Below are 20,787 nucleotides of genomic sequence, written 5' to 3' on the forward strand. Positions count from 1 at the left end.
CACTAAAATAAAAAATGAAGGTTGATATAGCAAATGAGATTGCTTCGTTCCTCGCAAAGACTTAATGTTGCGTATAAAAAGAATTTGTGAAAATTCGTGAAATTAGTGTCTGAAAAACTTATTTCTCCAAATTCTCCAATTCCTCTTTCTTAGTCTTCTTCTTCTCAAAAGTTAAAACCAGCGAAGGCAATACAACCAAGTTCGCAAACATTGCAAAAGCCAAAGTACAAGAAATTAGACCTCCAAGTGCAATGGTTCCGCTAAAGCTTGATAACGTGAAAGTCGCAAAACCTAAAATCAAAACTACCGAAGTGTAAAAAGTACTGATTCCGGTTTCTCTTAAAGCACTGAAAACAGATTTCTTCACTTTTCCGCCGCTTTGAAGCAAATCATGTCGATACTTCGCCATAAACTGAATCGCATTATCAACCGAGATTCCGAACGCGATACTAAATACTAAAATCGTCGAAGGTTTTAACGGAATTCCAAAATAACCCATTAATCCGGAAGTAATACAAAGTGGTAAAACATTTGTAATTACCGATGCCATTACCATTTTGAAAGAACGGAATAAATACAAAATCAGAACGGCAATTGTTAAAATTGCGAAAATCAATGACTCAATTAAGTTGTCAACCAAGTATGAAGTTCCTTTTTGAAAAACCAAAGCTTTTCCGGTAACGGTAACTTCAAAACGATCTTTCGGGAAAATCTCAGCAATTTTTGCATTTAATTTTTTCTCCACTTTCGCCATTTCATCCGTTCCGATATCTTTCATGAAAGTTGTGATTCTTGCATATTGTCCAGTTGAATCCACATATGCTTTCATTAAATTTTCTTTACTGTTTTTAGTCGCATTTTTAGCATAACTCAAAATAAAAGTCTGCTCCTGCGAAGTTGGCAATTGGTAATATTCAGGATTTCCGTTGTAGAAAGCCTGTTTAGAATATTTAACCAAATTCACGATCGAAACCGGTTTTGCCAATTCCGGAATTTCTGCAATCGTATTTTGCAGTTCGTCCATTTTACGAATTGTCGAAGCTTTCATGACACCTTTTTTCTTTTTGGTGTCAATCATAATTTCAAGCGGCATAACTCCGTTAAATTCTTTTTCGTAAAATAAAATGTCTTTAAAGAAAGAAGCACTTTTTGGCATTTCACCAATTAAACTTCCGGAAACTTTCATTTGTGCAACCCCAATAACACTGAAAACTAAAAGTAAACCGTAAACGATATAAACGAATTTACGTTTCGTTTTAACTATATCTTCAACAACATTTAATAAAGTCGAAATATAAGTTTTCGTTAAATGGTATAAGTGTTTTTCTTTTGGCAGCGGCATAAAACTGTAAATAATCGGCACGATAAAAAGTGTCAATAAATAAACAGAAATCACGTTGATAGAAGTTACCAGACCAAATTCAAAAAGCAAATCGTTTCCGGTAATCATAAACGTAGCAAAACCAATTGCTGTAGTTAAATTTGTCATTAAAGTAGAAACTCCAATTTTTGAAATAACACGCTGCAACGCTTTTGCCTGATTGTTATGTAATTTAATTTCCTGCTGGTATTTATTAATAAGGAAAATACAGTTTGTAATTCCGATAACGATAATCAGCGGTGGAATAATGGCTGTTAAAATTGTGATTTTATAACCAAATAATCCAAGTGTTCCAAACGACCAGATTACGCCGACAATCAAAATGCAGATTGAAATAAAAGTTGCTCTGAACGAACGGAAAAAGAAAAAGAAAATCAACGAAACAGTCAATAAAGCTGCACCAATAAAAAGACCAATTTCGCCTTTCATGTCTGCCGCATTAATTGTTCTGATGTATGGCATTCCCGAAACTTTAAGATCGATTCCGGTTGTTTTTTCGAATTTGTCGATTTTCGGAACCAGATTTTCAAGAATAAATGTTTTTCTTTCGGCTGTATTTACCAGTTTTTTATTGATATAAATGGCAGAACGAACACTTCCGCTTTCTTTATTAAATAAAAGACCTTCATAAAAAGGTAAATTATGAAACAAATCATATTGTACACTTTTTAAATAAGCAGGGTCTAAAACTTTGCTTTGATCTATAAAAGGTGCTAAAACAAATTTTTCGTTGACAGTATCTTTTTCAAGTTTTTTCAAATCGTTTAGAGAAACAACCAAATCAACTTCTTTCGATTTTTTTAAACCGGTCATTAACTCGTTCCAAGCCGCGTAATTTTTTGGTGTAAAGAATTTTGGATCTTTAAAACCAATAACCACAAGATTTCCTTCTTCACCAAATTTGTCTAAAAATTTTTGATAGTCTTTGTTTGCAGTATGATTTTTCGGAAGCAGGTTTGCTTCAGTATAAGTCATAGCAAGGTTTTTCCATTGGTAACCAAGGAAAATAGTCAAAGCAGAAAGAATAATCAGAATTGTTATTCTGTTTTTAAGTATAATTCGGGCCAACTTCTCCCAAAATCCAACTTGAATAGCGTTTTTCATAAAATCTTTAAAAATGGTTGCAAATGTAGTGAAAACTGCTCAAAATCATAAACAATCAATTGTATTTTACTAAATGTTAACACAAATTTGTTTTGTTTTTATTGTGATAATTTTCCTGCTTTTTACAGTTTAGTCGTTAGGTTTTCTCATATTTGCATTTAATTTAAAAATGAAAAGAAAATGAATTGGATTTTATTGATTATTGCAGGACTTTTTGAAGTTGGATTTGCGTCATGTCTTGGAAAAGCAAAAGAAACGACCGGAATTGTATCGACTTACTGGATGGTTGGTTTTTTTGTATGCCTCTCAATCAGTATGATTTTATTGTATAAAGCAACGCAGACTTTACCAATTGGAACGGCTTATGCGGTATGGACAGGAATTGGTGCAGTAGGAACTGTTTTAGTTGGAATTTTTATTTTTAAAGAACCAGCAGCTTTTTGGAGAATATTTTTCCTTACCACTTTGATTGCATCAATTATTGGTTTGAAATTCGTTTCAAGTCATTAATAAAATATATGCCACAGATTACACAGATCTAAAGGATTTTTTCATTAAATAATTATTTTTAATCTGTGATAATCTCTGTAATCTGTGGCAAAAAATCTTAACCATTCTAAACAATGCAGGAAAACAATACCACAACTTTTATATTTCTAGCGATTCTTTTACTATTGATTGTCATAATTTGTTTTATGATTTATCAATTAATGCAGGCCAAAAAGTCAAAAGAAGATGCTGAAAAAAGTTTTTATGCGCTTGAGGCAAAAGTGAATGATTTACAGTTAGAAAATTTAGAGTCAAAACTGAACCCGCATTTGTTTAAGAATATTTTAAATTCGATTCAGTCGCATGCTTACCAGACTTATTTTGCATTAGATAAACTGGCCAATGTTCTGGATTATATTTTATACGAAAGCAAAAAGAAATTTGTCACGGCAAAAGAAGAAATCAATTTTGCACTCAATTTAATCGAAATAAATAAAATCAAGGTTAGTCCGCTTTTTGAACTCAAGATAAAGACTAATATCAATGAAGATGACAAACTGTACGAACAGCCTTTGCTTGCGCCGCTGATTTCTATAGATCTAATCGAAAATGCTTTTAAACATGCTGATCTGCAAAGTGCCGATGCTTTTATTTCGGTAGTTTTTGAGTTTAAGGACAATGCTTTTTTTATGACGGTTTCTAATAAAATCTCAGATAAAAAAGTGCTGAAAAAAGAACGAAGCGGTTTTGGACATGCTACTCTTGAACACCGATTACGCATTATTTACAAGAATAATTTTAAACTCGATAAATTTGTAGAAAACGATGTTTATATTGCTCATTTAAAAATAGATTTACTTGAATACAAAACTGAAATGCTTGCTACTGGACGATGAGCTTCCGGGATTAACTTATTTGAAAATGCTCTGCGAACAAATTCCGGAATTGGAAATCGTAAAGACATTTAATAATCCGCAGAAACTTTTATCTGATATTCCTGATCTCGAATTCGATCTCTTAATTTCTGATATCGAAATGCCGGGAATGGACGGCTTGCATCTAGCCGAAATGCTGGATAATAAACTCGTAATTTTTTGCACAGCTTATAAAGATTATGCAGCAGATGCTTTTAATATTGATGCTGTAGATTATATCACAAAACCGGTAAAATTAGAACGTTTGCAAAAAGCAGTTTCAAAAGCTTTTGAACGTTTTGACAAACCTGCCTCTTCTAAAAAATTTATTCAGCTAAATACGGATAAAGGAAAAACATTATTGTATTTCAATCAGATTCAATATATAAAAACAGCACTAAGCGATAGCCGCGACAAAACCGTTTTGCTTGCTGATGGAAGTTTCCTGAATTTGAAAAATGTAAAATTCGAAACCCTTTTGAATGAGTTGCCCGAAGCTGATTTCTGCCGAATCAATAAAAAAGAAATCATTGCCGTTAAAGCGATAAAATTCTTTAATCATAACGAAATTGTGCTGCATCACGTTGAAGAAAACAATAAAAATACGACCTTAATTTTAAGTGAAACCTATCGTTCTGATTTTTTGAAAAAGGTAAAATTATAAAATGCTGGTATCAAAGTTATATGTGCCTAACGGCACATTTTATCTTATGATTTACTAACTTATTACAAAGTTTTTCAGACTTGTTACATAGATTGAAAATTAGCTCTGAATTTGTTTTTTCACTTAAAACTCAGTTCTGATATTTGCGGCAATAAATCAAAAGAACGAGTTATGAATAACATTAAAAACTCTGTATTTTACGTTACAATTATTGGTGGTTTTACAGCCCTGATATATTGGGTAATCTCAAAAGGCGCTGCTCTTGAAGTAGGCCGTAATATTGTCAAGAAAAAAATCGAAAGCAACCATTGGAATGATTTCCTGCATTCGATGGTTGAAAATTTACAGCATCCTCTTGCTATTTTATTAGCACAAATCGTAACCATCATTCTTGTAGCTCGTTTATTTGGATGGTTTTTTAGAAAAATAGGACAGCCGTCTGTAATTGGAGAAATGATTGCCGGTATTGTTCTCGGGCCATCTTTGGTAGGAATGTATTTTCCTGAATTTTCTGCCGCTTTATTTCCAAAAGAATCATTAGGAAACTTACAATTTTTAAGTCAGATAGGTTTAATCCTTTTCATGTTTGTTATTGGTATGGAACTGGATTTAAAAGTGCTTAAAAATAAAGCCCATGATGCAGTTGTTATTAGTCATGCCAGTATTGTAATTCCGTTTGCTTTAGGGCTTACATTGGCTTATTTTATATACCACACTTTTGCTCCAATTGGAGTTGAATTCTCTTCTTTCGGATTATTTATGGGAATTGCCATGAGTATAACGGCTTTTCCGGTTTTGGCCAGAATAGTTCAGGAAAGAGGTATGCAGAAAACCAAACTCGGGACAATTGCAATTACCTGCGCTGCCGCAGATGATATTACTGCCTGGTGTATTCTTGCTGTTGTAATTGCTATTGTAAAAGCAGGTTCGTTTACGAGTGCTTTATACGTTATTGGTTTAGCGATTTTATACGTAATTGTTATGTTGAAAATCGTTCGTCCCTTTTTGAAACGTGTTGGAGATTTGAACGCCACAAGAGAAAGTTTGAATAAACCCGTAGTAGCCATTTTCTTTTTAACGCTTTTATTCTCGGCTTATGCTGCTGAATTGATTGGAATTCATGCTTTGTTTGGAGCTTTCCTTGCCGGAGCCATTATGCCGGAAAACAATAAATTCAGAAATATATTTATTGAAAAAGTCGAAGATGTTGCGATAATTGTATTGTTGCCTTTATTTTTTGTTTTCACAGGTTTACGTACACAAATTGGGTTATTAAGTGATCCGGCTTTATGGAAAGTAACAGGATTAATTATTGCCGTAGCCGTAGCCGGAAAATTCTTTGGAAGTGCTCTTGCTGCTAAGTTTGTGGGGCAAAACTGGAAAGACAGTTTGGCTATTGGAGCTTTAATGAATACAAGAGGTTTAATGGAACTTGTGGTTTTAAATATCGGATACGATCTTGGGGTTTTATCTACAGAAATTTTTACCATGATGGTTATTATGGCTTTAGTAACTACTTTTATGACGGGACCGGCTTTAGACTTAATCGGATTTATTTTTAAAGATAAAATCACAGCTATTCCGCAAGAAATTGGAAACAAAAGCAAATACAAAATACTCCTTTCATTTGGAACTCCTGAAAGAGGGAAAAAGCTTTTGAAAATTGCAAACAGTCTGGTTAAAAAACAACCCGATAATTCGATTGTAACTGCAATGCATTTGTCACTAAGTACAGAAATACATTCTTTTGATGTAAAAGATCACGAACGTAAAATGCTGGTTCCGGTTATAGAAGAATCGAATCGTTTAAATCAAAATATGGTTAGTTTATTTAAAGTGTCTAATGATATTGATACTGATATTATTGACTCGGCTAATCAGGGAGAATACGATTTATTGCTGGTTGGTTTAGGACAGTCGATTTTTGACGGAACTCTTCTTGGAAAAATCCTGGGTTTCACAACCCGAATTGTAAATCCCGATCGTTTAATCGATAAATTCACAGGAAAAGAAGGTTTGTTTGAAAATAACCCTTTTGATGAAAGAACCAGACATATTATTGCAAAAACCAAAATGCCGGTTGGTATTTTTATCGATAAAGATTTAGAAGAAGTAAATCAGGTTTTTATGCCTGTTTTTAGTAAAGAAGATGCTTTTTTAATTGATTATGCTAAAAAATTAATCAATAATAACGGTTCTCAAATTACAGTTCTGGATGCCAGCGGTGAAGTTAAAAACACTCGTGAAATTCAGGAAACAATTAGATCTATAGAGCAGATTGCTCCAAATCATATTATGATTATGCACGACAGAACAATTAAAAAAGAATTTTTAGATGGTCAGAACTTAATGATTATAAGTTTAGACAGCTGGAAAAAACTAATTGAATCTCAAAGTACCTGGCTGAATAATACACCTTCAGTTTTGATTTTGAAGCCATAAAGATTTTTAAATAATCAAATTGTTAAATTCCAAATTCCAATTTTCATGATTGGAATTTGGAATTTTTTATTTGAGTTTTGTTCGCATTTTTGTCATTCCGAGGAACGAGGAATCTCCGCAAGTAACTCCGCAACGTAACTCCAAACTTTGTAGAGCTTCTCGTGGAGATTCCTCGTTCCTCGGAATGACAAACAGAACTTTTTTATTATTATGGATTATGTTTGTAGAATATAGGACTGTCCTTCGATTTCGCTCAGGAAGACAAAAATCCGAGAAGCACTTTGCGCTCTCATTAAAATTTATTTCTTAAAAACCTTAGCGACCTTTGCGAAAAAACCTTTGCGAACTTTGCGGTTAAATTCTCAATCAAAATCTAAAGCCCCAAATCAAGGACATAAGAAATCTTAACGGCAATATTGTCTTCAAACTTCATTAACTGATTTGGACCATAACGATAGAATCCGCCAAGACCAAAACCTTTGTAGATTTTATTTAATTCAACACCCGATTCAAAAAAACCTTTGTCAAGTGTTTTATAAGCCGGACCAACATGCTGTTCAGGTTTTTCCATATTTCCCCAGGCCATTCTGGTTACTAAAACAACAGTAGGATTTACTTTTTTAATGATTTTGATTCGTGTAAAACCATGTTTTACCTGAAAGAAAACATATTCATTAGAGAAAAACTCATTAAAAAACATGGTCTCAAAACTGTTTCTTCCGGCAAAAGTAATACGCTGAATAATCGTTTCTTTGGTAAGGTTGTTAGGCATTGTATTGTATAAATGCGTAAGCGGAACATCGCCCATGGCATAACCTCCCTGCAAAAGCAAACTTGTTTTTTGACCGTTTAGATATTGCTTTTCATATTCGGTTTTGAAATCTATTTTACCAAAATTAAAATCATTATCTAAAACGTTTGGCAGTGATTGTGTATATTGAAACGTAAATCTCGGAAATCTTTTTTCAGACTCCGTTCTTCCGGTCGGGGTCTGCATAAAATTACTAAAAGGCGCCCAAACAATCGAAACCATGGCAGTTGTCATAATATAACTTGAGTACAATTGTCCGTTGTAATTAAAAAGATAATCGAATTTTGGCTCAACATACGTTCTGGCCAATTCAACAACAGCCTCAGTCTTCGGGATAATTTTAGTTTGGAGGTTAGCTTTCCAGCCTGTATAATGATAAAAAGTACTAATGTTAATAGGCCTCGGATCGTAAATTTTAAAAACCCTTTTGTCAACCGCAAATACAGTACTTGCAATCTCGCGGATATCATCGGTATAAGATCCGTTTAACCAGGTATTTGTGTATCTATCCAGTAAAACTCCAGCTCCTAAATTATACTTTACAACACCATCTTTTGTGCCATAAGCAGTATAACCTTCAATTCTGAAATTTTTAGAAAACTTGTCATTTGTAATACCGCCAAGTCCCAAACGGAACCCTTCGTAGTTATTATAGCTGATTATTTTCTTCAAATCTAAATCTACCGGGCCAAGAGGAAGATAACCATTTATGATTTTTCTCCCAAGTCCCAAACGTTTTTCAATTCGGTTACTAACAGATATACTGTCTAATAATTGATACGTTATCTGGCTTTTTTGATCCAGAGCTTCCTTTCGGTATTGGTTCCAGAAATCTTCGGGTTTTTGGCTGGCATCATCTTTAATTTCAATATAAAGAGACGGATTTTTTACAGGCGTTTCGGTGTTGTAATGAATGTCGAAATTATTACTCTCAGAAAGCAGATAGGTAAAATCAGAAGCGGCTTTTTTTCTGGGTTCATTATTGTCTTCAACATCTCCGTCAAACTGAATTGTTCCACCCAAAATTTTAATATCGTCATCATTTTTCCCTTTTACAATTTTAAAAGTGGTATTGCTTTGAAACCACATTTTTTCATTAGGGACATAATCAAATTCGTGAATTCCGCTGATATCCAAAACGCCTTTTATGCGCATTACAGCTTTAGCAATTGCAAAATTTTGCGAGTCGATATACAAAACACCTTCAAGACCGGAAGTTTTTCTTTTCTGCTTGTTTTTAAAGTAAATCATAAAGGTTTCACGTCCTTTTATATTTACCGTATCTAATAATTTGTAGTTGTAAGTTGCCGGAGCAGTATTCGAAATTGGGTTTTCGTATTTGGTTTCAAAAAGCTCATATTTATTGTCATAAATAGAAATTGACTGCAGATTGAAAGCAATAACTTCGTAAATAGGATTTTTGAAACCGGCTATTTTTGTACCCAAAACAGTTTCTTTGAGCTTGTTATTTCCAAATTGATATTGTGAAACTTTCTCAGTTTGAAATAAATGCTGCTTGCTGATAATTTCTTTGAATTTATAATCAGAAGAGTCAATGTTGATTTTCTTTTTATTAAAATCCTTGTAAACTGCCGATGAATCGATTCTTCCGTTAATTGAGTCCGGATTTGCGGTAACAATTAGTTTATTATATGTTTTGTATTCGAAACTGCTTAATTTTTTCTGTGGATTATTATTGTTTTTATTCGCAATAACTTTTCTGATAATAGTTAAAGCCGGATTTTCATTAGAAACAATAACTTCTTTTAAATCGTCTGTTTTTTGAGATAATGAAATGGAGTAAAACTTTTTATTTTCTGCTAAAGCAATAATTTTGGTTTGAAAACCAATGTACGAAACCGTAAAATTTCCTGATTTTGTAAGCGTTTTAAAAATAAATTTCCCGTCAACATCCGTAATTGTATTGCTATTGTCAGAAGTTGTAATTGTAGCAAAAGGAAGTGGCTTGTTGTTTGAATCCGTTACAATTCCGCTTATTTGAAATTGCGCCTGAATACTAAGCGTAAAAAATAAAGTCAATAAACAAAATAGCCTCATAGAGAATTATATAGATTCAAAAACGAAAAGAATTTGATTTTGGTATGCAAAAATAAGAATAAAAAAAATCCGTCTGATGATTTTACCAGACGGATTTTTGAAATACTGTATCAAATACTTATACCTTCATGATTTCAGCTTCTTTTGCAGCCAGTAATTCATCGATTTTTTTGATATAAGTGTTTGTTAAGTTTTGAACTTCTTCTTCTGCAGATTTGCAGATATCTTCTGAAGTTCCTTCTTTTTCTAATTTTTTAATATCAGTATTTGCATCTTTACGAACGTTACGAACCCCAATTTTAGCATCTTCAGCTTCAGATTTTGCCTGTTTAGCCAAATCACGACGACGCTCTTCTGTTAAAGGTGGTACGCTGATGATGATAACGTCTCCGTTATTCATTGGGTTAAAACCAATGTTCGCAATCAAAATTGCTTTTTCAATGGCTTGTAACATGTTTTTTTCGAAAGGCTGCAAAGTAATAGTTCTTGCATCAGGAACACTGATTTTTGACACTTGAGAAAGTGGAGTTGCAGATCCGTAATAATCAACAAAAACACCTCCAAGCATTGCCGGAGAAGCTTTTCCTGCACGAATGTTTAGAAATTCTTTCTCTAAGTGTGCGATAGAACCATTCATAGATTCTTCAGTACTTTCTAATATAAAATCGATTTCTTCAGTCATTTTTTTAGATTTTTAGATTTTTAGAAGGTTAGATTTTTAGACTTAAAAATTTATTCTTCTAATTTGCTAACGATGTTATTTTGTTTTTTGAAATTGCTTTGATTATCAGAATTTAGAAAAATCTAAGCAGTCTAAATATTTACTACAGTTCCTATATTTTCGCCTTCGCAGATTTTCAAAAGGTTTCCAATTTTGTTCATATCAAAAACAACAATTGGCAGTTTGTTTTCCTGGCTTAAAGTAAAAGCAGTTGTGTCCATTACGTTTAATCCTTTTTTGATTACATCATCAAAAGAAATAAAATCAAATTTTACAGCCGAAGCATTTTTTTCAGGATCTGAATCGTAAACTCCATCAACTCTTGTTCCTTTTAAGATTACATCGGCATTGATTTCAATACCTCTTAAAACAGCTGCAGTATCAGTAGTAAAATAAGGATTTCCTGTTCCGGCTCCAAAAATTACAATTCTTCCTTTTTCTAAGTGGCGGTCAGCTCTTCTTTTAATGTATGGTTCTGCAATAGATTCCATTTTTAGCGCCGTCTGCAAACGTGTTTTCATTCCTTTATCTTCAAGAGCACCCTGTAAAGCCATTCCGTTAATAACAGTAGCAAGCATTCCCATGTAATCACCCTGAACTCTGTCCATTCCTGCACTTGCACCGGCAACGCCTCTAAAAATATTTCCTCCTCCAATAACAATTGCGATTTCTACTCCTTTGTCATGAATCTGCTTAATTTCATCTGCGTATTCGCCTAATCTTTTTGGGTCAATTCCATATTGTAAATCACCCATTAAGGCCTCGCCGCTAAGTTTTAGAAGAATTCTTTTATATTTCATATTTCGTGTTGCGTTAATTTGTGCAAATATAGACATATTCTGATTTTTAAAAATAATGTTTACAAAAATTTAATTGTACTTAGATCTTAATTTTAGAAAGACTTTTATGATTTTTTCTTTCTAATGTGACAAAAGTCATTTCTTCGTCTCTCTAAAATCCGTATTTTTATAGTAAGCAAAATAAACCTCTATGAAAAGTATTGTAGCCAAAGCGTTATTCAATAGCCATTCGTATGCTGAATACCGAAAATTAGTTACTGATTTGTTATCCGAAGGAAAATCTACCGGCAGTCAACAATCAGAAAGTCTCACCAATTATACAAAACTAAATGAAGCCAGAATGAATCGTTTAGAAAAAACGATTACAATTTCTGAAGATGTTATTTCAAAACTCCAGCATTTAGATAATCATTATATCTGGCTGGTAATTTCAGAAGGCTGGTGCGGCGATGCGGCACAGATTCTTCCTATTTTAGATAAAATGGCTCATGCCTCTAATAAAAAGATTGATTTGAGAATTGTTTTTCGTGATGAAAACGACGAACTAATGAATCAATACTTAACAAATGGCGGAAGAGCTATTCCTAAAGTGATTGTGATTTGTAAAGAAGCCGGAATCGTTAGAACAGACTGGGGACCAAGACCAAAAGGTGCAACAGAATTAATGATAAAACATAAAAGAGAGGTTGGCGCTATCGATGAGAAGATAAAAACCGATTTACAATTGTGGTATCTGGCTGATAAAGGTGTTTCTGTTCAGCAGGAATTGATGGAAATTATGGAAAATATCAAATATAACCGACTTTAAAGCACTTGAAATTTTTGTAATAAATGTCTGAGTCTCTTTAGTGGTAAAGCATTGATAATAAATGTTATAATATCTTTAAAAAATGTAAGAAAATATTTTTTTTATTATAAATTTTTGTATCTTGCTATAGAGTTCCCACTTCTATTATATATTTTTTGATTTACTCTTTTTATTGGTGTCTATTTTATACTAACAATTAAAAATGCCACTATTATGAAAAAGTTATTCGAAAGGTTTTACGATTATTTCTCCATGTTTTTATTTGGAAGACAGCGAAATGTTCCTCACTATTGATTTAAGATAGTAAGAATGGAGTAACATTATTTTAGAAGTTGGCACATTACAAAGGCTTTATGTAATGTGCTTCTTTTTTTTAAGAAGAAAGACTTTCTTCAAACAAAGTAATATCAATCGCATTTTTTACATCATAATCACCAATTTTAGTTCGGCGTAAAACGGTTAAATGCGAACCAGAGTTCATGGCTTTTCCAAAATCATAAGCTAAAGAACGAATATAAGTTCCCTTACTGCAAACTACTCTAAAATCAATTTCGGGCAGTGCAATTCTTGTAATTTCAAATTCGTGAATGGTAGTTTTTCTGCTTTCAATTTCTATCGATTCGCCGGCGCGTGCATGCTCGTACAAACGAACACCATCTTTTTTGATAGCTGAAAAAATTGGCGGTTTCTGATCAATTTCGCCTAAGAATTGTTTCACAGTTTCGTGAATCAAAGTTTCATCGATATGTTCTGTTGGAAAAGTCTGATCGATTTCGGTTTCTAAATCATACGATGGAGTAGTGGCTCCAATGTAAAAAGTTCCTGTATATTCTTTTGCCTGACCCTGGAGTTCAGCAATTTTTTTAGTGAATTTTCCGGTACAGATTAATAAAAGCCCAGTTGCCAAAGGATCTAAAGTTCCGGCGTGACCAATTTTGAACTTTTTTGGAAGTCCAACTTTATTAATCAAAAGGTATTTTAATTTATTGACAGCTTGAAACGAACTCCATTTTAAAGGTTTGTCAATCAATAAAACTTGTCCGTTTAAATATTCTTCAGGTGTCATTATATAATGGTAAGCGGGTGAATGAAAAAGTGAATCAATAATAAAATGATTCCGGCAATAATTCGGTAATAACCAAAAACTTTAAAGCCGTTTTTAGTTAAAAATTCTATGAATGTTTTAATGGCTAAAAGCGCTACAATAAATGCTACAATGTTTCCAATAATTAAAATATTGATTTGATCGTGAGACAATTCAAATCCATCTTTATAATAATCGTAACATTTTTTTACCGTTGCGCCTAACATTGTTGGAACTGCAAGAAAAAATGAAAACTCAGCCGCAGTTGTTCTTGATAATTTTTGAGACATTCCGCCTACGATGCTTGCGCCGCTTCGCGAAACTCCCGGAATCATAGCAATACACTGAAATAATCCAATTTTTACGGCTTGCAGATATGTAATTTCCTGCGTTGTTTCAGAAGCATTTGGATTATTAAACCATTCGTCAACTTTCAATAAAATTATTCCTCCAATTAAAAGAGAAATCGCAACTGTAACCGGATTTTCTAATAAACCATCAATAAAGTCGCTTAATAATAAACCTAAAACAACTGCAGGTACAAAGGCTACAAAAAGTTTAAAGTAAAAATCCAGTGTTTGAAAAAAACGTTTAAAATATAAAACAACAACTGAAAGTATAGCACCAAGCTGAATAACAATAGTGAAAAGTTTAGTAAAATCTTCGTGTGCGATTCCAAAAAAAGAAGAGGCAATAATCATGTGTCCGGTTGAAGAAACAGGTAAGAATTCTGTAATTCCTTCAATAATGGCAAGAACGATAGCTTGTAATGTATTCATTTAATTTAGATTTTTAGATTACAGACTCCTTAGACTTCTTAGATTTTATAAAAAGATTGTCTAATAATCTAAACATCTAAGAAGTCTAAGGAGTCTAATAAAGTCTATTTGGATTTTTTGAAAATAGAATAAATCGTGATTCCAAAACCAATTAAAACAGTTGTTGGAGCTAAACGAATACGTCTAAAACTAAAAACATCTTCATTAAAAACGTTAGGATTGTCACTTCCTCCGCCAGACATTAAAATAAATCCTAATGTAATAACGGCAATACCAATTAATAAGATTTTATAATTGATTCCGTCAAAAAGGAATTCCTGTTTTGGAGCTTGTTCTTGTTTATTATTATTGTTTTTCATTTTTATTTATTTGTCAGCCTGAGCGAAGTCTAAGGCATTTTTTTAAATCTAAAGTCTACAATCTGCAATCTAAAATTAATAAAGATCGTCAGTTCTTAAATTCAGGAAGCGCTGTGTTGCAAAGTGCGTACTTACCCAGGTAATTAAAACACCTAATCCGAAAACGGCTAATAATACTAAACCAATTAAAGCTTTATCTTCTAAAATTCCTAAGCCAGGGAAATTCGTTTCAACATAAAATAAAAGTCCAATCAATGCAATTATTGCCAAAGCCGCACCAAGCATTCCTAATTTTACACTGCGTGCCACAAAAGGTTTACGAATAAAAGCCTTTGTTGCGCCAACCATCTGCATCGTTTTAATAATAAATCGGTTTGAGTGAATTGATAAACGCAATGAACTGTTGATTAATAAAACCGCAATTACAGTAAGGAAACCGCTGATAATCAAAATCCACATACTCACTTTCTTAATATTGTCGTTTACCAGATTTACTAATTGTTTGTCGTAAACAATATCTTCAACCATTGTGTTTTGACGCAATCCGCTTTCGATTTTAGAGATACTGTCTCTTTCAACATAATCTGCTTTTAAGTGAATGTCGTAAGAATTCAATAACGGATTTTCTCCTAAAAATGTCAGGAAATCTTCTCCAATAATATCAGTATGCTCTTTTGCTGCTTTTTCTTTCGAAACATAAGCATAAGATTTTGCAAAAGGCGCTCTTTTCAATTGAGTGTTGAATGCTTTGATAACGCTGTCATTTGCTTCATTTTTGAAGAAAACTGTCATCGCAATTTTTTCTTTAAAATCGTTTGCCAGTTTTTTAGAATTAATGATGAATAATCCTAGTACTCCCAAAAGGAATAAAACCAAGAATACACTTAATACTACCGAAAAATAAGAGGAAATTAACCTGCGCTTTTGAAATTTATCAAAGTTAGAACTCATAGATGCTTAAATTATGTGGTAAAAATAATAAAGAATTTCTTTATTTAAAGTTAATAACAAACTTTTATACTATAAATGTACGATTTGATATTGAATAGTTAAGGGATTTAACCGCAAAGTTCGCGAAGGTTTTACGCAAAGTGCGAAAATTATAAAAAAGAACAGCTACAGATTAAAGTATTTTCACAGATTAAAAAAAATCATTTTAATCCTTTTAATCTGTGGTAAAAAAAACACTCAAAGTTTTGTCTTTTTTAACGCAAAGCTCGCTAAGTTATTTTAAGGTATTGTTTTATAAAAAAAACATAAAGTTCGCAAAGCTTTGTATTGATAAAGCTTTTCGAACTTTACATTTTATATGCACACTGCTAAAAAAACTTTGCAGACTTAGCGTTAAACCCTTCGCGAACTTTGCGGTTAAATATTAGATTTTGCTAGTCTCCCAAACTAAAGACAAATAATATAATCCGCCAATCGAAGGTCCGCCCAGAATTGACGTATAAGCTTTATTCAAAACATTCGTTCCACCTAATTTTGTTGTAATGCCAGATTTTTTGAAATAATAATTAACCTGAGCATCCATTGTCCAATAAGCAGGAACAGTTCCGCTTACTAAAAAAGATACATAGTCAAAATTATTTTGATAACGCGCACTAACACTTGCGCCCAAATTTTTCCAGATATTTTGTGCCAGTAAAGTTCCGTTTACATTAAATTCAGGGGTGTTAAAACCGTCTTCCAAACCATCTTTATCATCCGTTCGGTCGAGTTTGGTGTACGTAAGATTTGTCAAAGCTGTAAAAGTTTGATCAATCCGGTATTTTAAACCTAAACTTCCTCCGTAATTGTAAATTTTACTTTTGGAGTTCGTCCATAAACGATAACGGTTTTGCGTATTTTTAGAATACAACGCAGTCGGAATCAAATTTGGATCGGTAGTGTTTGGAATACTGGCTTCAACCTGAGCAATAAAATTTTTATACGAGTTGTAATAAAAATCGGCATCAATAAAAAGGTTTCTGTTTAAAGTCATTCCTCTAAAACCAAATTCAAACGATTTTACAAATTCGGGTTCTAAATAAGTGTACGGATTTTTCTGAAGCGTGTTTTTATTCTTTTCAATCGCCGCTGCCTGAGTCAAACCATTTGTATTGACGTCAGTATTTACCTGCGCCTGAAATTTATCGATAGAAGCTTTGGTATACGAATTCTCAAAAATTCCGTCAGACATAATTCTCAAACCACCAACACGTTTTACTCCGCCCGAATTTACGTTAGAAAACCCTTCGAAAATACTCGGAAAACGATAACCTGTCTGGTAAGATGCTCTAAAATTGATGGTTTCTTTTGGCGAATAAACTGTCGTAAATTGTGGTGTAAATTTAGCATCAAAATAATCAGCTTTATCAACTCTTATTGTAGCGCCCAAACGCAATTTTGAAGCAAAGAAATCTTTTGTCAATTGTGTAAAACCTCCCGTTTTTTGATAGGTTAGATTTTCATCCGCATGAACAGGATTAATGAAATAATTTCCATCCGGAACAATAATGTAATTTCTATAATCGAAACCACTTAAAAGTTTAGCATCGATTTTTTCGAAGAAATCAACAAAAGCTTTATCCCAATTAAACAAACCTTCGCCATGAACTAAAGTCGATTTTACGCGCAAAGCCGCGCCAATATCCCAATTGTTGATGTCGATTAATTCATTTTTCTTGTTTTCGTAAACCTCGGTTCCGGGTTGAAATCTTCCCTGATCAGACTGCGCTCTGGCAATTCTGTGTGCATCGGCAACAGAAGCGCCATTGGTAACAGCATTTTTATAAGCAGTGCTGTAATCTGCAAACCATTTATCATCTGATTTAAAAGCGCGATCCATATTTTCGGCAAGTGAACGCAGATTGTATGAGTTTCCGGTATTTTCAGTTGTTGCATACGCTTTTAATTGAAAAATAGGTGTGTGATAATCGGCAGAAAACTGATTTAAAGTATAATCGTCTAATCGAAATCGGTTCGAGCGCTGATAAATCGTATTGATTAAAGCCGTTTTATAAGTCACAGAAAGTTCATGATTTTGTTTTGGACGAAAGTAAAAACCAAAATCGGCTTTGTAATTTTTAATATCATAATCCGTAATATCGGTTTCGCGATAACCTGTTCTGGCAACAACATAATTTTTGCCGTTTAAGTTTAATGTTTTTCGGTTTGCCGATTCGTTTCCGTAACCATTCACTTCGTCATAAGCTGGATTGTCAGCACCAAATAAGCCTGTCGAAGCATTTGCATTTGGAGCCAGATTGGTTCTGTCATCAGCAACCCAATCCGTTCCGCCGGTAGTTGAAGCATTAATTTTAAAAGCCCATTTTTCGTTGAAAGCTTTAGCAAATCTCAAATTAAACTGTGAATATACTTTCGGTGAAAATCGGTCAATATTGCCAACATGGTTTACTCCGGTTAATTGTTGAATGGCGATTCCCTGATATTCAAAAGGATTTTTGGTTTGAATATTGGCCAATCCGTTAATAGCATTCATCCCATATAAAGCTGCCGCAGTTCCGGGAATAATTTCGATTTTATCAATATCAAGATCATTGGCACCCAAAGCATTTGCAATTGGCGCACCCAAATGCGGAGCCTGATTGTCGATTCCGTCAACCAATTGAGCAAATCTTACATTGGTAGAATTGGCAAATCCGCGTGTATTGATGACTTTAAAACCTAAACTTGGAGTAATAATCTGAACGCCTTTTACATTTTCCAAAGCTTCATAAATACTCGGCGATCCCATTATTTTGGCTCCTGCCGATTTTAATTGCTCAATACTAATTGGCGAACGCATTATGTTTTCAGAACGGCGGGAAGCGGAAATTATCACTTCATTCAGTTCTTCTTTTTTGATACTGTCTTGTTTTGTTTTTGAATTTTCAGTTTGAGAAAAACTTTTCAGACCGAAAAAAAATAAAAGAAAATATAATTTCTGGTTCATGTTTTTGGTTAGTTATCTCAGTATGTTTTAAAATGAATACTGAAGATTAAAAAAATAGTATTTTGGTTAATTCTTTTTTTTAACACATAGAAGCATAGTTTTTTATACTTAATTAAAGATTGTAAAAAGAAACTAGTTTCTAAAACATAGATTTGCTATGTGTATTTAAATTAAGTGAAACGCCTTTTTACGATTGCTAAAGCTATGTTTCTATGTGTTTAAATATTTGTTTTTAAAATTTCAAATTCTGAGTTTCTTTTTGAGCAAATTCTTTAATACGTTTTTCGACTTCATAAAAAACAGTTATTGCTCTTTCGCCGGCTTCTGTCAAACGTGCTCCGCCGCCGCCTTTTCCTCCGAGAAGTTTTTCAACTAAAGGAGATTCTGCTCGCTGATTCATTTCTTCGACTAATTGCCAGGCTTGTCGATACGCCATTTTCATTTCTTTTGCCGCATTGGTAATCGAACCCGTTTTTTGAATATTTTCTAAAAGCCAGATTTTACCAATTCCTAAAAAAGCGCCATCGGTTCCTTCAATCCAAACCCGAACTTCAATCGAATATTTTTTGTTGCTGCTCATTTAATTCTTGCTTATTGGTAAAAGTAGTTATTTATGTAAATCAATTCTCTCATTATGTCGAAAGATAAATTAAAAATAATTTTAAACTACGTAATAATAATGCAAACATAAGTATTTATACGTAATAAAAAATAAGTAATTTGTTATTTTATTTGTTTGTCAATGAAATAGCTTTGGAACACGCTTTAATAAATGTAGTTTTGCTCGAGATTATTTATTTTTTAAGTATGAAAAGAAAGTTACAATTTATTTTTTTATTGATTATCAATGTAAGTTTTGCCCAAGATATTGCAATTCCTTATCGAGACGGAAAAAAGTGGGGAATTTGTAATGCAGAATCAAAATTGTTAATAGAACCAAAGTTCGATAAGATTGAGTTTTATGCTTTTTGGGGAGATTATAGAGTTATGCTTTCTTCACTAAAAAATCTTAGAGGTCTAATCATTGATGGAAAAGAAATTTTGCCTCCAGTTTACCAATCTATTTCCCGAAGAGGAGATTTATACATTGCCGTAAAATTTGAGAATGGACAAAAAAGAACAGAGGTAATTTTGTCAAATGGTAAATCGATTTTGGCAAAACCTATAGTCGAAATAATTGTGAATGAAAAATTTGACAGCAAATTCTATTTTTTTCATGTTTTGAATTTAGATCTTACAGAAAGCGTTTTTATTTATGATTCTTTGTCTAATACTATTTCGCAATGGTTATATGAAGATTTTTATTCTCTGGATTTATTGAGAATAAAGGATATAAAACAAGTGCATTTCAAAGTAAAAAAGAAACAAAACGATGCGGTTGCACTTGAAACTTGGAATTTTTCTGAGTTCCCAAAAAATATTTCCAAATTAAAAACATACTTCAAAAGTGAAGAAGATCTGATGTTGCTTTTTATGAAGAAGAACCCAAGAGATTATGAAAGTGGTAGTGGAGGTGGAAACGGTTATGGAGATTATGGAGTAATCAAGGGAGACACTGGTGATATGCTAACAATTGATGAGCCAGTAGGATCTGGGGAAAGCAAGAAAACGATTGTCAAGGAACCTGTCTATATGTCGAATGAATTTAAAATAGAAAACAATAAACTGGTTTTAGTGTCACAAAATGATAGAAAGAATGGCCCAAAGAAAATAATTCCTGTATCATTAAAGGTTCCGATTGAAGATGTGGAATTGCTAAACAATACAACTTTTAATAGAGAAAATGACACCATTAATTACTTTAAAAATATTGTTTTCTACAAAAAGAAGAATAAGGCTGGGATATTGTTTTCGTCTAAAACTAAAAACTTAGTAAAATTTGATACTATTGTAAAGAAAGGAACTTGGATTTATGACGATCAGCAAAATAATAAAGTAATTTTTAAGGTCGGAAACAAAGATTCAAAAACAAATAAATTCAAGTATAGTTTTTACAGTAGTGATCAAAAACTTTTATTTCCTGTTCAGTTCGATGATTTGAAACAATCCAGTTTGGTTCATGACAATAGTGTCAAAGTTTTAATTAGTACTATTGGCGATAAATATGGTATTGTTCAAAATAATGGAGTTGAAATTCTCAAAGCAGAATATGACGAAATTGTAGAATTTCAAAGTATGAATTCGACACTTAAAATTGTTCAGTTAAAAAAAGACAATAAATATCGTTTCATAACGCAGCATTACAGTGATAAATTAAATCAAAATTCAGCATTATTTGATTATCCTTTGAAAGATGTTTTTTCAAATTATCCGAAAAAAGATTATGAAGATTCGACAGGAATCACGCAGACCATAAATTTATTAGAACTTGTTGATCAAAATAAAGTACTAGTTGGATATGCAAATCAGAATGGAACTTTATATTTTAAAAATTAA

General features: G+C 32.7%; 16 protein-coding genes. 6 read left to right on the plus strand and 10 right to left on the minus strand.

Annotated elements, in window-relative coordinates; all coding sequences use genetic code 11:
* Nucleotides 1–118: 118 nt before the first annotated feature.
* On the minus strand, nt 119–2,485 hold the full coding sequence (locus ABDW27_RS23780; protein ID WP_343695810.1) for an MMPL family transporter: 2,367 nt from the start codon (nt 2,483–2,485) through the stop codon (nt 119–121).
* A 180-nt stretch (nt 2,486–2,665) separates the two neighbouring features.
* Between ABDW27_RS23780 and ABDW27_RS23785 the strand changes: the two genes are divergently transcribed.
* The 4 genes from ABDW27_RS23785 to ABDW27_RS23800 all read left to right on the plus strand — a co-directional run bounded on the left by ABDW27_RS23785 (nt 2,666) and on the right by ABDW27_RS23800 (nt 6,994).
* Nucleotides 2,666–2,995: a multidrug efflux SMR transporter gene (locus ABDW27_RS23785; RefSeq protein ID WP_343695809.1), complete on the plus strand. Its 330-nt coding sequence runs from the start codon at nt 2,666–2,668 to the stop codon at nt 2,993–2,995.
* A gap of 113 nt (nt 2,996–3,108) precedes the next feature.
* Nucleotides 3,109–3,870, plus strand: a complete 762-nt coding sequence (locus ABDW27_RS23790; protein ID WP_343698187.1) for a histidine kinase — start codon at nt 3,109–3,111, stop codon at nt 3,868–3,870.
* Nucleotides 3,833–4,552, plus strand: a complete 720-nt coding sequence (locus tag ABDW27_RS23795; protein ID WP_343698188.1) for a response regulator transcription factor — start codon at nt 3,833–3,835, stop codon at nt 4,550–4,552. The genes ABDW27_RS23790 and ABDW27_RS23795 overlap by 38 nt, the downstream gene beginning before the upstream one ends.
* A 171-nt stretch (nt 4,553–4,723) precedes the next feature.
* Complete coding sequence (locus tag ABDW27_RS23800; RefSeq protein ID WP_343698189.1) at nt 4,724–6,994, plus strand: cation:proton antiporter; 2,271 nt, start codon at nt 4,724–4,726, stop codon at nt 6,992–6,994.
* A gap of 373 nt (nt 6,995–7,367) precedes the next feature.
* Here the strand turns inward: ABDW27_RS23800 and ABDW27_RS23805 are convergent, their stop codons facing one another.
* The 3 genes from ABDW27_RS23805 to pyrH all read right to left on the minus strand — a co-directional run bounded on the left by ABDW27_RS23805 (nt 7,368) and on the right by pyrH (nt 11,384).
* A complete protein-coding gene (locus tag ABDW27_RS23805; protein WP_343698190.1) occupies nt 7,368–9,863 on the minus strand; it encodes a DUF5686 family protein in 2,496 nt (831 codons plus the stop codon).
* Between the two features lie 118 nt (nt 9,864–9,981).
* Nucleotides 9,982–10,545 (minus strand): ribosome recycling factor, encoded by a 564-nt coding sequence (gene frr, locus ABDW27_RS23810; protein ID WP_343698191.1) that lies wholly within the window; start codon nt 10,543–10,545, stop codon nt 9,982–9,984.
* A gap of 131 nt (nt 10,546–10,676) precedes the next feature.
* Complete coding sequence (gene pyrH / locus ABDW27_RS23815) at nt 10,677–11,384, minus strand: UMP kinase (RefSeq protein ID WP_073416024.1); 708 nt, start codon at nt 11,382–11,384, stop codon at nt 10,677–10,679.
* Between the two features lie 190 nt (nt 11,385–11,574).
* On the opposite strand from pyrH, the gene ABDW27_RS23820 reads away from it, so the two are divergent.
* Nucleotides 11,575–12,192 (plus strand): thioredoxin family protein, encoded by a 618-nt coding sequence (locus ABDW27_RS23820; protein WP_343698192.1) that lies wholly within the window; start codon nt 11,575–11,577, stop codon nt 12,190–12,192.
* 373 nt (nt 12,193–12,565) lie between these two features.
* On the opposite strand, the gene truB is transcribed toward ABDW27_RS23820, so the two are convergent.
* The 6 genes from truB to ABDW27_RS23850 form a co-directional block, all read right to left on the minus strand.
* The gene (gene truB / locus ABDW27_RS23825; protein ID WP_343698193.1) at nt 12,566–13,258 is read right to left on the minus strand and encodes a tRNA pseudouridine(55) synthase TruB; all 693 of its coding nucleotides are present in this window, start codon (nt 13,256–13,258) and stop codon (nt 12,566–12,568) included.
* Entirely contained in the window at nt 13,258–14,055 is a 798-nt protein-coding gene (locus tag ABDW27_RS23830) for an undecaprenyl-diphosphate phosphatase (protein WP_343698194.1), read from the minus strand. The genes truB and ABDW27_RS23830 overlap by 1 nt, the downstream gene beginning before the upstream one ends.
* A 104-nt stretch (nt 14,056–14,159) precedes the next feature.
* Complete coding sequence (locus ABDW27_RS23835; RefSeq protein WP_343698195.1) at nt 14,160–14,414, minus strand: DUF3098 domain-containing protein; 255 nt, start codon at nt 14,412–14,414, stop codon at nt 14,160–14,162.
* Nucleotides 14,415–14,489: 75 nt separating this feature from the next.
* The gene (locus ABDW27_RS23840) at nt 14,490–15,365 is read right to left on the minus strand and encodes a permease-like cell division protein FtsX (protein WP_343698196.1); all 876 of its coding nucleotides are present in this window, start codon (nt 15,363–15,365) and stop codon (nt 14,490–14,492) included.
* Nucleotides 15,366–15,789: 424 nt separating this feature from the next.
* Nucleotides 15,790–18,351 carry a TonB-dependent receptor gene (locus ABDW27_RS23845; protein WP_343698197.1) on the minus strand — a complete coding sequence of 854 codons (2,562 nt, stop codon included), beginning with the start codon at nt 18,349–18,351 and terminating at the stop codon, nt 15,790–15,792.
* A gap of 232 nt (nt 18,352–18,583) precedes the next feature.
* The gene (locus ABDW27_RS23850; protein ID WP_343698198.1) at nt 18,584–18,931 is read right to left on the minus strand and encodes a LysR family transcriptional regulator; all 348 of its coding nucleotides are present in this window, start codon (nt 18,929–18,931) and stop codon (nt 18,584–18,586) included.
* Nucleotides 18,932–19,158: 227 nt separating this feature from the next.
* On the opposite strand from ABDW27_RS23850, the gene ABDW27_RS23855 reads away from it, so the two are divergent.
* Nucleotides 19,159–20,787: a WG repeat-containing protein gene (locus tag ABDW27_RS23855; protein WP_343698199.1), complete on the plus strand. Its 1,629-nt coding sequence runs from the start codon at nt 19,159–19,161 to the stop codon at nt 20,785–20,787.

The organism is Flavobacterium sp. (assembly GCF_039595935.1).
In the GTDB taxonomy this organism is placed as follows: domain Bacteria; phylum Bacteroidota; class Bacteroidia; order Flavobacteriales; family Flavobacteriaceae; genus Flavobacterium.

Bases quoted from the DNA above. Each gene is read 5' to 3' on its own strand.
- ABDW27_RS23780 (WP_343695810.1), bottom strand. From the start codon at position 2,485: ATGAAAAACGCTATTCAAGTTGGATTTTGGGAGAAGTTGGCCCGAATT.
- ABDW27_RS23785 (WP_343695809.1), top strand. From the start codon at position 2,666: ATGAATTGGATTTTATTGATTATTGCAGGACTTTTTGAAGTTGGATTT.
- ABDW27_RS23790 (WP_343698187.1), top strand. From the start codon at position 3,109: ATGCAGGAAAACAATACCACAACTTTTATATTTCTAGCGATTCTTTTA.
- ABDW27_RS23800 (WP_343698189.1), top strand. From the start codon at position 4,724: ATGAATAACATTAAAAACTCTGTATTTTACGTTACAATTATTGGTGGT.
- ABDW27_RS23805 (WP_343698190.1), bottom strand. From the start codon at position 9,863: ATGAGGCTATTTTGTTTATTGACTTTATTTTTTACGCTTAGTATTCAG.
- frr (WP_343698191.1), bottom strand. From the start codon at position 10,545: ATGACTGAAGAAATCGATTTTATATTAGAAAGTACTGAAGAATCTATG.
- pyrH (WP_073416024.1), bottom strand. From the start codon at position 11,384: ATGAAATATAAAAGAATTCTTCTAAAACTTAGCGGCGAGGCCTTAATG.
- ABDW27_RS23820 (WP_343698192.1), top strand. From the start codon at position 11,575: ATGAAAAGTATTGTAGCCAAAGCGTTATTCAATAGCCATTCGTATGCT.
- truB (WP_343698193.1), bottom strand. From the start codon at position 13,258: ATGACACCTGAAGAATATTTAAACGGACAAGTTTTATTGATTGACAAA.
- ABDW27_RS23830 (WP_343698194.1), bottom strand. From the start codon at position 14,055: ATGAATACATTACAAGCTATCGTTCTTGCCATTATTGAAGGAATTACA.
- ABDW27_RS23835 (WP_343698195.1), bottom strand. From the start codon at position 14,414: ATGAAAAACAATAATAATAAACAAGAACAAGCTCCAAAACAGGAATTC.
- ABDW27_RS23840 (WP_343698196.1), bottom strand. From the start codon at position 15,365: ATGAGTTCTAACTTTGATAAATTTCAAAAGCGCAGGTTAATTTCCTCT.
- ABDW27_RS23845 (WP_343698197.1), bottom strand. From the start codon at position 18,351: ATGAACCAGAAATTATATTTTCTTTTATTTTTTTTCGGTCTGAAAAGT.
- ABDW27_RS23850 (WP_343698198.1), bottom strand. From the start codon at position 18,931: ATGAGCAGCAACAAAAAATATTCGATTGAAGTTCGGGTTTGGATTGAA.
- ABDW27_RS23855 (WP_343698199.1), top strand. From the start codon at position 19,159: ATGAAAAGAAAGTTACAATTTATTTTTTTATTGATTATCAATGTAAGT.